At 56.8% G+C, this 13,859-nt stretch carries 11 protein-coding genes; 4 read left to right on the plus strand and 7 right to left on the minus strand.

What is annotated here, in order from left to right; translation table 11 throughout:
• Positions 1 to 135: 135 nt before the first annotated feature.
• Positions 136 to 561, minus strand: coding sequence for a TonB system transport protein ExbD (exbD, locus tag ACW14G_RS20135; protein WP_064542400.1), 426 nt, complete (start codon positions 559 to 561; stop codon positions 136 to 138).
• A 6-nt stretch (positions 562 to 567) separates the two neighbouring features.
• Positions 568 to 1,299, minus strand: coding sequence for a tol-pal system-associated acyl-CoA thioesterase (gene exbB, locus ACW14G_RS20140; protein ID WP_249022734.1), 732 nt, complete (start codon positions 1,297 to 1,299; stop codon positions 568 to 570).
• 251 nt (positions 1,300 to 1,550) lie between these two features.
• Between exbB and metC the strand changes: the two genes are divergently transcribed.
• A complete protein-coding gene (metC, locus tag ACW14G_RS20145) occupies positions 1,551 to 2,738 on the plus strand; it encodes a cystathionine beta-lyase (RefSeq protein ID WP_249022733.1) in 1,188 nt (395 codons plus the stop codon).
• A 244-nt stretch (positions 2,739 to 2,982) separates the two neighbouring features.
• Positions 2,983 to 3,642: a DedA family general envelope maintenance protein YghB gene (gene yghB, locus ACW14G_RS20150; protein WP_163448488.1), complete on the plus strand. Its 660-nt coding sequence runs from the start codon at positions 2,983 to 2,985 to the stop codon at positions 3,640 to 3,642.
• Between the two features lie 102 nt (positions 3,643 to 3,744).
• On the opposite strand, the gene ACW14G_RS20155 is transcribed toward yghB, so the two are convergent.
• Positions 3,745 to 4,635, minus strand: coding sequence for an AraC family transcriptional regulator (locus ACW14G_RS20155; protein ID WP_249022732.1), 891 nt, complete (start codon positions 4,633 to 4,635; stop codon positions 3,745 to 3,747).
• Between the two features lie 196 nt (positions 4,636 to 4,831).
• Here ACW14G_RS20155 and yqhD point away from each other — a divergent pair, with 196 nt between their 5' ends.
• Together yqhD and dkgA are read left to right on the plus strand one after the other, a co-directional pair.
• Positions 4,832 to 5,995, plus strand: coding sequence for an alcohol dehydrogenase (gene yqhD / locus ACW14G_RS20160; protein ID WP_064542384.1), 1,164 nt, complete (start codon positions 4,832 to 4,834; stop codon positions 5,993 to 5,995).
• A 204-nt stretch (positions 5,996 to 6,199) separates the two neighbouring features.
• Positions 6,200 to 7,027: a 2,5-didehydrogluconate reductase DkgA gene (gene dkgA, locus ACW14G_RS20165; protein WP_249022731.1), complete on the plus strand. Its 828-nt coding sequence runs from the start codon at positions 6,200 to 6,202 to the stop codon at positions 7,025 to 7,027.
• Positions 7,028 to 7,093: 66 nt separating this feature from the next.
• Here the strand turns inward: dkgA and ACW14G_RS20170 are convergent, their stop codons facing one another.
• The 4 genes from ACW14G_RS20170 to parC all read right to left on the minus strand — a co-directional run.
• Positions 7,094 to 9,313, minus strand: a complete 2,220-nt coding sequence (locus ACW14G_RS20170) for a YgiQ family radical SAM protein (RefSeq protein WP_249022730.1) — start codon at positions 9,311 to 9,313, stop codon at positions 7,094 to 7,096.
• Positions 9,314 to 9,451: 138 nt separating this feature from the next.
• Positions 9,452 to 10,864 carry a cell division protein FtsP gene (gene ftsP, locus ACW14G_RS20175; RefSeq protein ID WP_163448480.1) on the minus strand — a complete coding sequence of 471 codons (1,413 nt, stop codon included), beginning with the start codon at positions 10,862 to 10,864 and terminating at the stop codon, positions 9,452 to 9,454.
• Positions 10,865 to 10,964: 100 nt separating this feature from the next.
• Entirely contained in the window at positions 10,965 to 11,702 is a 738-nt protein-coding gene (locus tag ACW14G_RS20180; protein ID WP_163448478.1) for a 1-acylglycerol-3-phosphate O-acyltransferase, read from the minus strand.
• Positions 11,703 to 11,916: 214 nt separating this feature from the next.
• Positions 11,917 to 13,859, minus strand: a 1,943-nt coding sequence (gene parC / locus ACW14G_RS20185; RefSeq protein ID WP_455648741.1) for a DNA topoisomerase IV subunit A, incomplete at its 5' end; no start/stop codon positions are given.

The following is a 13,859-nucleotide window of genomic DNA, read 5'->3' on the forward strand; positions in this document are numbered from 1 at the left end:
AATATATATCAACCATTAATCACAGCTAAATATTATTTAAATAATTTCTGATATGACTCGCTGAAATTAGACTTAAGATAAATATTACTAAGAGAAGAATAACGGATGGCGCTGAATGCGCCATCCGGGATGAGATTATTTTTTCGCGACGGTCTCTTCGCCAACCAGACCAATCTTCAGATAGCCGGCCTGATGCAGTGTATCCATCACCTTCATCATCGTTTCATAGTCCACCGTTTTATCGGCGCGGAAGAAGATCGTGGTGTCTTTCTTGCCTTCCGTCAGCGCATCCAGCGCCGGCACCATGCTGTCATCGGTAATGGGGTCGTTACCGAGGAACATCGATTTATCCGCTTTCACCGACAGGTAGACCGGTTTTTCCGGGCGCGGCTGCGGCTGGCTGGAGGAGGCCGGCAGATTGACTTTGACATCAACCGTCGCCAACGGCGCGGCGACCATGAAGATAATCAACAGAACCAACATGACGTCGATAAACGGCGTCACGTTGATTTCATGCATTTCGCCGGTATCGTCCAGATTTTCATTAAGACGCATTGCCATAGGGCATTAACCTACTCGTAATTTCTGGGCGGTACGAACCGGATGCACGCCGCTGGCGCTCAGATCCAGATCGCGACTCTGCAGCAGCAGAACCTGCGCAGCCACATCGCTCAGGTTAGCTTTGAAGCCACCGATGAGGCGCGCGAAGACGTTATAGATAACCACCGCCGGAATCGCGGCGAACAGGCCAATAGCCGTTGCCAGCAGCGCTTCTGCGATACCTGGCGCCACAACGGCCAGATTCGTGGTTTGCGTCTGGGCGATACCGATAAAGCTGTTCATGATGCCCCACACGGTACCGAACAGGCCGACGAACGGAGAGATAGCGCCGATAGTCGCCAGGAAACCGTTACCGCGTCCCATATGACGGCCTACCGCCGCCACGCGACGCTCCAGGCGAAAACCGGTACGTTCTTTAATCCCTTCGTTATCTTCCGAACCCGCAGAGAGCTCCAGCTCGTTCTGCGCTTCGTTGATTAACTGGCTGCTCAGGCTCTGCACGTCAAACGCGGCGGCCGTTTCGTGCGCCTGATTGAGGGAACGCACATCCGCTAACAGTTTCTGCTCGCGCTTGAGGCGGCGCTTGTGAGAAAGGAGCTCAGCACCTTTACTGAAGAAAATTGCCCAGGTGACGACGGATGCCAGTATCAAGCCAATCATGACCACTTTAACCACGATGTCGGCATGATGATACATACCCCAAACGGAGAGATCCGCCTGCATCAAATTATTACCCACTGTGTATCTCCAGGACGTAAATCACAAAATCTGAGCACAATAATATCAAAACAACGCCGAATTGATAGTAGTTCTCATTAGTATTTACATATTGACTCAAATCACACTTACTTTCCTTGCGCTTACGCAGTAAAAAAGTTTTCTGCACGGTTTTTGGCAAAATTTTCTGCTGTATGCACGAGGAACGCTACATCGCCGAGGCAATCGTGATAGTTTAGACGTCCAGACGTATAAAAACAGGTATACCCAACATGGCAGACAAGCACCTCGATACCGCGCTGGTTAACGCCGGACGCAGCAAAAAGTACACCCAGGGATCGGTGAACAGCGTGATTCAACGCGCCTCGTCGCTGGTTTTTGACACGGTCGCCGCCAAGAAGCATGCGACCCATAACCGCGCTAACGGCGAGCTGTTTTATGGCCGTCGCGGCACGCTCACCCATTTCTCGCTACAGGAAGCCATGTGTGAGCTTGAAGGCGGCGCCGGCTGCGCCCTCTTCCCCTGCGGCGCGGCGGCGGTGGCGAATACTATCCTGGCCTTCGTTGAACAGGGCGACCACGTGCTGATGACCAACACCGCCTACGAACCGAGCCAGGATTTTTGCACCAAAATTCTCAGCAAGCTCGGCGTCACCACCAGTTGGTTCGACCCCATGATTGGCGCAGAGATTGCGAACCTGATTCAGCCGAACACCAGAATCGTGTTCCTCGAATCTCCGGGTTCCATCACCATGGAAGTTCACGACATCCCGGCGATCGTCGCCGCCGTTCGCAGCATCGCCCCTGAAGCCATCATCATGATCGACAACACCTGGGCGGCAGGCGTGCTGTTTAAGGCGCTCGATTTTGGCATCGATATTTCGATTCAGGCGGGCACCAAGTATCTGATTGGTCACTCAGATGCTATGGTCGGCACAGCGGTATCGAACGAGCGCTGCTGGGCACAACTGCGTGAGAATGCCTATTTGATGGGGCAAATGCTCGACGCCGACACGGCCTATATGACCAGCCGCGGCCTGCGCACGCTCGGCGTGCGTCTGCGTCAGCACCATGAAAGCAGCCTGAAAGTCGCCGAATGGCTGGCGCAACAGCCGCAGGTGGCGCGCGTCAATCATCCGGCGTTACCGGGCAGCAAAGGGCATGAATTCTGGAAACGCGACTTCACCGGCAGCAGCGGCCTGTTCTCCTTCGTACTGAACAAGCGCCTGAATAATGAAGAGTTGGCAAACTACCTCGACCACTTCTCGCTGTTCAGCATGGCCTATTCCTGGGGCGGCTTCGAATCGCTGATTCTGGCTAATCAGCCGGAAGAGCTGGCCAGCATTCGTCCGGACGGGGTGATTGATTTTGAAGGTACGCTCATTCGCCTGCACATTGGTTTGGAAAACGTTGACGATCTGATTGCGGATTTAGCGGCAGGATTCGCCCGCATCGTGTAACATAGCCTGAGCCCGGTACGGTCAGTGCCGGGTGGGTTAGCAATATTTTTGGCGCGTCCAGCGGAGGCGCCACCGATGTTGAGAACAGTCGGTTCCCGAGTTCACATCACCGCCAGGCGTAAACCTATGTACCCGGTTGTCAGCCAGACTGAACAATGCGGCTTCATTTGTTGCGTCCGGGATCAAGGTGTTCTTCAGAATTCGGGCGTACAATAGGCGAAAACGCTGTTCCACAGGAATGTCCATGGTCGTTATTCAAGATATTGTCGCCGCGCTTTGGCAGCACGATTTTGCTGCACTGGCGAATCCGCACGTCGTGGGAGTCGTTTATCTGGTCATGTTTGCCACGTTGTTTCTGGAAAACGGCCTGCTCCCCGCATCATTTTTACCCGGTGATAGCCTGTTGCTATTGGCGGGAGCGCTTATTGCCAAGGGCGTCATGGGCTACGTCCCTACCCTCGTCATTCTGACGACGGCCGCCAGCCTTGGCTGCTGGTTGAGTTACATCCAGGGGCGCTGGTTGGGCAACACTAACGTCGTGAAAGGTTGGCTGGCGCAACTGCCGGACAAATACCACCAGCGCGCGACCTGCATGTTTGACCGTCACGGTCTGCTGGCACTGCTCGCGGGTCGCTTCCTGGCGTTCGTGCGCACACTGCTGCCAACGATGGCGGGAATTTCCGGTCTGCCTAACCGCCGCTTCCAGTTGTTTAACTGGCTGAGCGCGCTGCTGTGGGTTGGCGTGGTCACAGGCTTTGGCTATGCCATCAGTATGATTCCGTTTGTGAAGCGTCATGAAGATCAGGTGATGACGTTCCTGATGGTGCTGCCGATCTTCCTGCTGGTTGCCGGGCTGCTCGGCACGGTGATCGTGGTTATCAAGAAAAAATACTGCGACGCCTGATCGCGGCGCCGTACAATCTGTAGGCCGGATAAGGCGTTTACGCCGCATCCGGCAATGTGCAGCAGCGTAGCCTGATGGTGCTACGCTTATCAGGCCTAACCGTTACATTCCGCGCAGTCTTGCCGCATCCTCGCCCGGCGTCAGGCCGAAAAACCGTTTAAACTCTCGACTGAACTGCGACGCGCTCTCGTAGCCCACCTGCATCGCCGCCGCGCTGGCCTTCAGGCCGTCGTGCGCCATCATCATCCGAGCTTTATGCAGCCGATAGGCTTTCAGATATTGCAGCGGCGAAGTACTGGTTACCGACTTAAAATTATGGTGAAACGCCGACAGGCTCATATTGGCCTCGGCGGCCAGCTGATCGACGCTCAGCGTTTCGGTGTACTGGCTCTCAATCCGCTTAAGCACGCGGCTGATCTGGCTGAAGTGAGTCTGGCGGCTCACCAGCGCCATCAGCGCGCCGCCGCGCGGCCCGGTGAGCACGTGGTAGAGCATTTCGCGGATAATTTGCTTGCCGAGAATACGGGCGTCCAACGGACGTTCCATCACGTCCAGCAGGCGCTCGGCTGCGCAAAGAATCTCTTCGGACAACGTCGCCGAGTTAATCCCGCTTTCCGCCATTGCCGGGCGGAACAGCGGGTCTTCACCGATATCCATGAGCAACTCCTGGAGCTGGAAAATATCGACGTCGAGGCGTAACCCGGCCAACGGCGCCTCAACGGTGGCAAAAGTTTCACATTCGAAGGGTAAAGGTACGGTGAGCAGCAGATATTCATTGGCGTCGTAGCGAAAGGTACGATCGTTGATATAGCCAATTTTATAGCCGGAAAAGAGAAACACGATGCCCGGCCGGTACATAACCGGCGTGCGTCCACTGGGCTGACTGCCGTAGATCAGCTGAATGTCAGGCAGCAGGGTACGCAGGTTTTGTTCGTTATTTTTCAGCTGCTTAATTTTTTCTGTCAGCAGTGCACAGATCGCTTCACGGTTCATCAACGAAGGCTCCAGATACCTTTTTTCACGTTCTCATTGTGGCCGTGATTGACGTGATTCTCCAGCCTTATGGAGAAATGGGCAAGACAAACGCAGAAATGTGCATTGAGAGGTACGGCAACGAGGACCACAATGATGTCATTCGGCGACGACCTTCGCCGCCTTGTTTTTCCATCCACCAAGAAGGGAACGAGCAATGTTTAATTTTGATCTTCACACCCCGACCCGCATTCTGTTCGGTAAAGGCGCTATCGAAAATCTGCGCGCTCAGATCCCCGCTGACGCTCGCGTGCTAATCACCTACGGCGGCGGCAGCGTGAAAAAAACCGGCGTGCTGGACCAGGTACTGACCGCACTGAAGGGACTGGACGTGCTGGAATTTGGCGGTATTGAGCCAAACCCGTCCTATGAAACGCTGATGAACGCGGTGAAAATTGCCCGCGAACAGAAAGTGACCTTCCTGCTGGCGGTCGGCGGCGGTTCCGTTCTGGACGGCACCAAATTTATCGCCGCGGCAGCGCACTATGATGCAAGCATCGACCCGTGGGAAATCCTCGAAACCTACGGCAGCAACGTTAACAGCGCTATCCCGATGGGTTCCGTTCTGACCCTGCCAGCAACCGGCTCCGAGTCGAACAAAGGCGCGGTCATCTCCCGTAAAACCACCGGCGACAAGCGTGCCTTTATGTCTTCGCACGTCCAGCCGCAGTTTGCCATTCTTGACCCGGTTTACACCTACACTCTGCCGCCGCGTCAGGTCGCGAACGGCGTGGTGGATGCCTTCGTGCATACCGTTGAGCAGTACGTCACCTATCCGGTTGACGGCAAAATTCAGGACCGTTTCGCCGAAGGCATTCTGCTGACGCTGGTTGAAGAAGGCCCGAAAGCGCTGAAAGATCCAGAAAACTACGACGTGCGCGCCAACATTATGTGGGCGGCGACTCAGGCGCTGAATGGCCTGATTGGCGCAGGCGTACCGCAGGACTGGGCAACCCATATGCTGGGCCACGAACTGACCGCCATGCACGGGCTGGATCACGCCCAAACGCTGGCTATCGTTCTGCCTGCGCTGTGGAATGAAAAACGTGAAACCAAGCGCGCCAAACTGCTGCAATATGCTGAACGCGTCTGGAACATTACCGAAGGTTCTGACGATGCGCGTATCGACGCCGCTATCGCCGCAACCCGCAGCTTCTTCGAACAAATGGGCGTGCCGACTCGCCTGTCCGACTACGGTCTGGACGGCAGTTCCATTCCGGCGCTGCTGAAAAAACTCGAAGAGCACGGTATGACCAAACTGGGTGAAAATCAGGATATTACCCTTGAAGTGAGCCGCCGTATTTACGAAGCAGCCCGTTAAGCCCTTCCTCAATTTTTGCTCTAAGCATGTCGAGCTCACCCCAGAAGCTTACACCCGTAAGTGACTGGGGTGAGCAGACTCAGACAACGCATCTGCTGCTTGAAAGGCGACGAACAAGCTTTCGTTTTTGCATATTTCGACCAGACTTAATCATACAAATCTTATCGGGGCATGCCCCGATAAGCTGATGAAAAGGAGAAATGCATGACACATCCAACCGTGATTAAACTGCACGATGGCAATGTAATGCCGCAGCTGGGCCTCGGCGTATGGCAGGCCAGTAATGAAGAAGTGGTTACCGCAATCCACAAAGCGATTGAGGTCGGCTACCGTTCTATTGATACTGCCGCCGCCTACAAGAACGAGTCGGGCGTGGGTAAAGCCATTCACAGCGCGGGCGTGGCGCGTGAGAATCTGTTCATCACCAGCAAGCTGTGGAATGACTCCCATCTGCGCGCCGCCGACGCGCTGCAGGAGAGCCTGGAACATTTACAGCTGGACTACCTCGATCTGTATCTGATCCACTGGCCGGTACCCGCATCTGACCACTATATCCAGGCCTGGAAAGCGCTGATTGACCTGCAAAAGCAGGGGCTGGTGAAGAGCATCGGCGTGTGTAACTTCCAGGTTCCACATCTGCAACGGCTGATTGATGAGACCGGCGTCGCACCGGTGATTAACCAGATTGAACTGCATCCGCTAATGCAACAACGTCAGTTGAACGCGTGGAACGCTACCCACAAGATTCAGACCGAATCCTGGAGCCCGCTGGCGCAGGGCGGCGAAGGCGTTTTCGATCAGAAAGTCATCCGTCATCTTGCCGACAAATACGGCAAAAGCCCGGCGCAGATTGTCATTCGCTGGCACCTCGACAGTGGTCTGGTGGTCATTCCGAAATCGGTCACGCCATCACGCATCGCCGAGAACTTCGACGTCTGGGATTTCCGCCTGGATAAAGACGAACTAGGCGACATCGCAACCCTGGATAAAGGCAAGCGGTTAGGCCCGGATCCAGACCAGTTCGGCGGTTAAACGCAAAAGCCCGGCAATCGCCGGGCTTTTTTTAAGGCATCATCTCACTGCCGGGATGACCTGTTCTTAACGGCCAGCCGCCGTTTTACTGTGCTTCTTCGCACCGGCTTTGGCTGGACGAGATGGCGCTGATGGCGCTTTCTTTGCACCCGCAGGCGTCTGGCGTTGATGCGCCACCGGCGTGTGCTTGGTCAGCGCCGGACGGGTATTGCGGTTCTGGCGACGCGCTTCGCGCATTTCATCGATTGTCGGCGCAGGCACCAGACAATCGCGACGGCTGCCGATCAGGTGCTTTTTGCCCATCGCTTCCAGCGCGGTGCGAATCAGCGGCCAGTTAGCCGGATCGTGGTAGCGCAGCAGCGCTTTGTGCAGACGGCGCTGCTTATCGCCCTTCGGAATCACCACGTCTTCACTCTTATAGCCAATTTTACCCAGCGGGTTCTTGCCGGTGTAATACATGGTGGTTGAGTTCGCCAGCGGTGACGGATAGAAGTTCTGCACCTGATCCAGGCGGAAGCGGTGCTGCTTGAGCCACAGCGCCAGGTTCACCATGTCTTCGTCGCGCGTCCCCGGGTGGGCGGAGATAAAGTACGGAATCAGATACTGCTCTTTCCCGGCCTGCTTCGAGTAGGTGTCGAACAGCTCTTTGAAGCGGTGATAGCTGCCCATCCCCGGCTTCATCATTTTCGACAGCGGCCCTTCTTCCGTGTGCTCCGGCGCAATCTTCAGGTAGCCGCCGACATGGTGCGTCGCCAGTTCTTTGATATAGCGCGGATCTTCCACCGCCAGGTCGTAACGCACGCCGGAGGCAATCAGGATCTTCTTCACCCCTTTCAGCTCGCGGGCGCGACGGTACAGGTTGATGGTCGGCGTGTGGTCGGTATCCATATGCGGACAGATTTCCGGATACACGCAGGAGAGACGACGGCAGGTTTGCTCGGCGCGCGGCGATTTACAGCGCAGCATGTACATGTTAGCGGTTGGTCCGCCAAGATCCGAAATAATGCCGGTAAAGCCGGGAACAGTGTCGCGAATGGCTTCGATCTCATTGATGATCGAATCTTCCGAACGACTCTGAATAATGCGCCCTTCGTGCTCGGTAATCGAGCAGAAGGAACAGCCGCCAAAGCAGCCGCGCATGATGTTGATCGAGAAGCGGATCATCTCATACGCCGGAATGCGCGCTTTGCCGTATGACGGATGCGGCACGCGCTGGTATGGCAGGGCAAACACGCTGTCCATCTCTTCGGTAGAGAGCGGAATGGCGGGTGGGTTGATCCAGATATAGCGATCGCCCTGCTTCTGCATCAGCGCGCGGGCGCTGCCCGGGTTGGTTTCATGATGCAGAATACGCGACGCGTGAGCGTACAGCACTTTGTCGCCCTTCACTTTCTCGAAGGACGGCAGCAGCACATAGGTTTTTTCCCACGGCTTCGGGCGCGGCGGCTGTACGGTGATGGCCCTGGCTTCCTGCTTTTTCGGCGCGACGGGTTTGTTGTCGGCGCACGGCAGGTCTTCGCCATACGGGTGCGGAATCGGGTCGATTTTCCCCGGGGTGTCGATGCGGGTGGAGTCGACGCCAGACCAGCCCGGCAGCGCCTCTTTAACAATAATCGCCGTATTACGCACGTCGCGAATTTCAGTAATCTTTTCACCCTGCGCCAGACGGTGCGCCACTTCCACCAGCGGACGTTCGCCGTTGCCGAACATCAACATGTCTGCTTTGGCGTCAATCAGCACCGAACGACGGACGGTATCCGACCAGTAGTCATAGTGCGCGGTACGACGCAGGCTGGCTTCGATGCCACCGAGAATCACCGGCACATCTTTCCACGCTTCTTTACAGCGCTGGGTATAGACCAGCGTCGCGCGGTCCGGGCGCTTGCCCGCGACGTTGTCCGGGGTGTAGGCGTCGTCATGGCGCAGCTTACGGTCGGCGGTGTAGCGGTTGATCATCGAGTCCATATTGCCGGCGGTCACGCCGAAGAAAAGGTTCGGTTTACCCAGACGCATAAAGTCGTCTTTGCTGTTCCAGTCAGGCTGGGCGATGATCCCCACGCGGAAGCCCTGCGCTTCCAGCATACGGCCACAGATCGCCATGCCGAAGCTCGGATGGTCGACATAGGCGTCGCCGGTTACCAGAATGATGTCGCAGCTATCCCAGCCAAGTTGATCCATCTCTTCACGTGACATCGGCAAAAACGGAGCCGGCCCAAAGCAGGCGGCCCAGTACTGCGGCCAGGAGAAAAGGTCGCGATCCGGTTGGATCAGGGAGATAGCGCTCATAATGCTTCCAAAAAATTGGCAAAAAAATAATCAAAGGTCGGGGATTATAAGCCCGATTGTCCTATGAATGAAGCGGGAATTTTTAGGTTCTTGTAAGTCCCGGCGTCGCTGCGCTCGGCCGGGCTACGGAGGGGGAACTTACGGCGCCGGGTTCACCAGAATCTGTCCAATAGAACCGCGGTCTGCCAGTTCCAGCGTTTGGCTGGCGTACTGGAACGGGAAGTGGGGCCACGACGGCTGGCCATAATAGACCAGCAGCTCGACCTGACCATCAACCCAGACGGTGTCTTTCCAGCCGCGGTCCTCCGGCAACGCCATCGCGCCGTTAACGTTGCGGATCTGGAACATCACCCCTTCAATATGGAACGACTGCGGCGCGTCGGCGCGAACCGTCCAGCGCTCCCACGTCCCCTGCTGGGCGGTAATATCGATTCGCTGCGGGTCCCACAGCTGACCGTTGATGCCAGGATCGTCGCTCAACTGGATATCGCGGCTGCGAATCGGCGTACCACTGAGGATTTCCGTCGGCAGGATGCGCATCGGTAAGTTATCGGTCACTAACGGCAGCAGCCCCGTCGGACGAAGGGTCAGTACCAGCGTAGAAACCAGAATGCTCGATGGCTCGAAGAAGCCGCGGATACGATCCATGATACTGGCGGATTCACCGCAGGTGATAGACACTTCATCACCGTTGGTCATGTCCACCAACACTTCCCGGCGTTCACCCGGGGCCAGCGACAGCTGAGTGGTGGAGACCGGCGCGGGTAAGAAACCCTGATCGCTGGAGATGACGTGCAGCGCGCGGCCATCGCTCATGCGCAGCATATAGCGGCGCGAGTTAGAGGCATTGAGCAGGCGCAGGCGTACCCAGCCGCGGGAAACCTCCACATAGGGCCCCTGCACGCCGTTCACCAGCAGCGTGTCGCCGACGAAACCACCGCTGCCCGGCTCTTCGTAGACTGGCGTACCAAAATTATCCAGACGCTTGTCCTGAATAATGATCGGGAAGTCGTCCACACCGTAATGGTTGGGGAAAGGTAAGGACTTACTAACTTCATCTTCGATCAGCCACATCCCCGCGAGGCCGTTATAGACCTGCTGAGCCATGTGATTCGGCGTATTGGCCTGATACCACAGCGTGGCGGCACTCTGACGAATTGGCAACACCGGCGCCCAGTCGGCATTCGGCGTCATCATTCGCGCCGCGCCGCCGATCAGCGGCCCCGGCACCTGCAGACCGCGTACGGTCATCGCGACGTTTTCGGTGAGTCGGTTACTGTAGATAAGCTTAACGTCATCGCCGCTCCAGACACGGATCGTCGGCCCCAGATAGCGACCGTTGACGCCCCACACCGGCGCCCGGGTGCCCTGAGTGAACGACCAGTGCGCGCGCTGTAGCGTTAAGAACAGCGGCTGTCCGCGACGCGACTCCAGCAGCGGAGGCACCGGCAGCACGGGTTGTTTTCCCGCGGCCTGCGCCCTCAGCGGCACCGCGCCTGCACAAAGCGCAACGCCCGAAGCCTGAATAAACTGACGCCGACTGAGTGACATATAAGCTCCATCAAAACTGACAAATCAAAAGTGGGAAATCACTTTCCCGACAGCAAAACAATCTACGGCGCGGGCGTTTGCTCACGCCGTCAACAGGGCATTACTTTTTCGCGGCGGCTTCGCGCTGGGCCACTTCCTGGTCCAGCTCATCGATTTTAGCCTTCATCACTTCGCGGCAGTGCTTAGCCAGATCGCGCACCTGATCTTTGCCCCACGCGCTGGTGTCGATAGGATCCAGCATTTCCACAATCACCTGGCCGTTGTTCCAACGGTTGAGTTTGATTTTGTTGGAGGTATTCGATACGCACACCGGAATGATCGGCACGCCTGAAGCGATAGCGGCGTGGAACGCGCCGGTTTTGAACGGCAGCAGGCCGCGACCGCGGCTGCGGGTCCCTTCCGGAAACATCCAGAAGGAGATTTTGCGTTTCTGGAACGTATTAACCACTTCGGCAATAGTACCGTGCGCTTTCGCACGGTTGTTGCGGTCGATCAGCAGGTTACCCGTCAGCCAGTACAGCTGGCCGAAGAACGGGATCCACACCAGGCTCTTTTTCCCTACCGTGACGGTGGGCGGCAGCACGATGTTCGCTGCGGTAACCATGTCATAGTTATTCTGATGGTTAGCAATATAGATGGCGTTGCCGAAGTTTTCCGCGCCGGCAGGCAGGCGGGTTTCAACCTTGAGACCAAAAACGGGCGCCAGGCGGCCAAACATATGGCCGAAGGTGGCGACGTGTTTTGGGTTACGCGGGCTGAACAGACAATAGATGCAGCCAAAAATGCATACCAGGATGCAGTAAATGACAACAATAATGACACGTAAAATAAATAGCATAGCGTCCTCTGAACCCTGAACCGCTTAGAATTATACCGTCGGTGCACGGCTGGCATGTACGTCAGGCGCACATTTCCAGCCAGGCATTACGGGCACGTATACCGGACAGGGCTTTGTTACTTGCAGACCCCTGCAAAAGGGTATTGTTAATCGCAACGGCTGAATTAACAACGGTTTTACAGCAAATTTTCCCCGCCCATCGGCGGGGAGAAACTTACTCTTCGCTATCGTCAACCTGCGCGCGCTGTGGCGAATCAATTTCCACGCGGTCGATTTTTTGCAGGCCGCGCATCAGCGTCCCACGGCGACCACGTTCGCCGGTCACTTTTTGCAGCTCTTCCGGACGCAGTTTGATCTTACGTTTGCCCACGTGGAAGGTCAGCGTGCTCTGCGGCGGCAGGATATACAGGTGCGCAAGGCTATCGGTGCCGTTGGCCGCTTCCGCCGACGGGATATTGATAATCTTGTTGCCCTTACCTTTCGACAGCTGCGGCAGGTCGCTCAATGGGAACATGAGCATACGGCCCGCGGCGGTGATCGCCAGCAGCATATCCGACTCGTCCTCAACAACCAGCGGCGGCATCACATGCGCATTTTCCGGCAGAGAGATCAGCGCCTTACCGGCACGGTTCCGCGCCACCAGATCGTTAAAGGTACACAGGAAACCATAACCCGCATCAGAGGCCATCAGCAGCTTGGTTTCATCGCCTTCCATCAGCATATGCTCGACGGTCGCGCCTGGCGGCAGCGTCAGTTTACCGGTCAGCGGTTCGCCCTGCCCGCGCGCGGACGGCAGCGTAATGGGGTCGATGGCGTAGCTGCGACCGGTGGTATCGACAAACACCACCGGCTGGTTGCTCTTGCCTTTCACCGACGCTTTCCAGCTGTCGCCCGATTTATAGCTCAGCCCCTGCGCATCGATGTCGTGGCCTTTGGCGCTACGCACCCAGCCCATCTGCGACAGCACAATGGTCACCGGCTCAGACGGCAGCATGTCGTGCTCGCTCATCGCTTTCGCTTCTTCACGCTCGTGCAGCGGCGAACGGCGGTCGTCACCGAAAGCATCCGCATCGGCCTGCAGTTCTTTCTTCAGCAGGTTGCTCATCTTGCGCTCAGAGGCAAGAATCGCCTGCAGCTGATCGCGTTCTTTCGCTAAATCATCCTGCTCGCCGCGAATCTTCATCTCTTCAAGTTTGGCGAGATGGCGCAGTTTCAGCTCAAGGATCGCTTCCGCCTGGGTTTCGCTGATGCCAAAGCGCGACATCAGCGCAGGTTTCGGCTCATCCTCGTTACGGATGATCTCAATCACTTCATCGATGTTGAGAAACGCCACCAGCAAACCTTCGAGGATATGCAGGCGCTTAAGCACTTTCTCCAGACGATAGTTCAGACGACGGCGCACCGTGTCGCGGCGGAACGCCAGCCACTCGGTGAGGATCTCCAGCAGATTTTTCACCGCCGGACGGCCGTCGAGGCCGATCATATTCAGGTTGATGCGGTAGCTTTTTTCCAGATCGGTGGTCGCGAACAGGTGATGCATCACCGGCTCCATATCCACGCGGTTGGAACGCGGCACAATCACCAGGCGGGTCGGATTTTCGTGGTCAGATTCATCGCGCAGGTCGTCGACCATCGGCAGCTTTTTGTTGCGCATCTGGGCAGCAATCTGTTCCAGCACCTTGGCGCCGGAAACCTGATGCGGCAGCGCGGTAATCACCACCGCGCCGTCTTCTTTGGTCCACACCGCGCGCATGCGCACGGAGCCGCGACCGTTCTGGTAAATTTTGCGGATTTCCGCACGGGAGGTGATGATTTCCGCTTCGGTCGGGTAGTCCGGCCCCTGGACAATATCCAGCACTTCGTCGAGGGTGGTCTGTGGTTTTTCAATCAGCGTAATCGCCGCTTTCGCCACTTCGCGCAGGTTGTGCGGCGGAATATCCGTCGCCATGCCCACGGCAATACCTGTGGTGCCGTTCAGCAGGATGTTCGGCACGCGCGCAGGCAGCATTTTCGGCTCCTGCATCGTGCCGTCGAAGTTTGGCACCCAGTCAGCCGTCCCCTGCCCCAGCTCGCTTAACAGCAGCTCGGAGTATTTGGACAGGCGGGATTCGGTATAACGCATCGCCGCGAAGGATTTCGGATCGTCCGGCGCCCCCC

This window comes from Kluyvera sp. (assembly GCF_965301105.1).

Bases quoted from the DNA above. Each gene is read 5' to 3' on its own strand.
- exbD (WP_064542400.1), bottom strand. From the start codon at position 561: ATGGCAATGCGTCTTAATGAAAATCTGGACGATACCGGCGAAATGCAT.
- metC (WP_249022733.1), top strand. From the start codon at position 1,551: ATGGCAGACAAGCACCTCGATACCGCGCTGGTTAACGCCGGACGCAGC.
- yghB (WP_163448488.1), top strand. From the start codon at position 2,983: ATGGTCGTTATTCAAGATATTGTCGCCGCGCTTTGGCAGCACGATTTT.
- ACW14G_RS20155 (WP_249022732.1), bottom strand. From the start codon at position 4,635: ATGAACCGTGAAGCGATCTGTGCACTGCTGACAGAAAAAATTAAGCAG.
- yqhD (WP_064542384.1), top strand. From the start codon at position 4,832: ATGTTTAATTTTGATCTTCACACCCCGACCCGCATTCTGTTCGGTAAA.
- dkgA (WP_249022731.1), top strand. From the start codon at position 6,200: ATGACACATCCAACCGTGATTAAACTGCACGATGGCAATGTAATGCCG.
- ACW14G_RS20170 (WP_249022730.1), bottom strand. From the start codon at position 9,313: ATGAGCGCTATCTCCCTGATCCAACCGGATCGCGACCTTTTCTCCTGG.
- ftsP (WP_163448480.1), bottom strand. From the start codon at position 10,864: ATGTCACTCAGTCGGCGTCAGTTTATTCAGGCTTCGGGCGTTGCGCTT.
- ACW14G_RS20180 (WP_163448478.1), bottom strand. From the start codon at position 11,702: ATGCTATTTATTTTACGTGTCATTATTGTTGTCATTTACTGCATCCTG.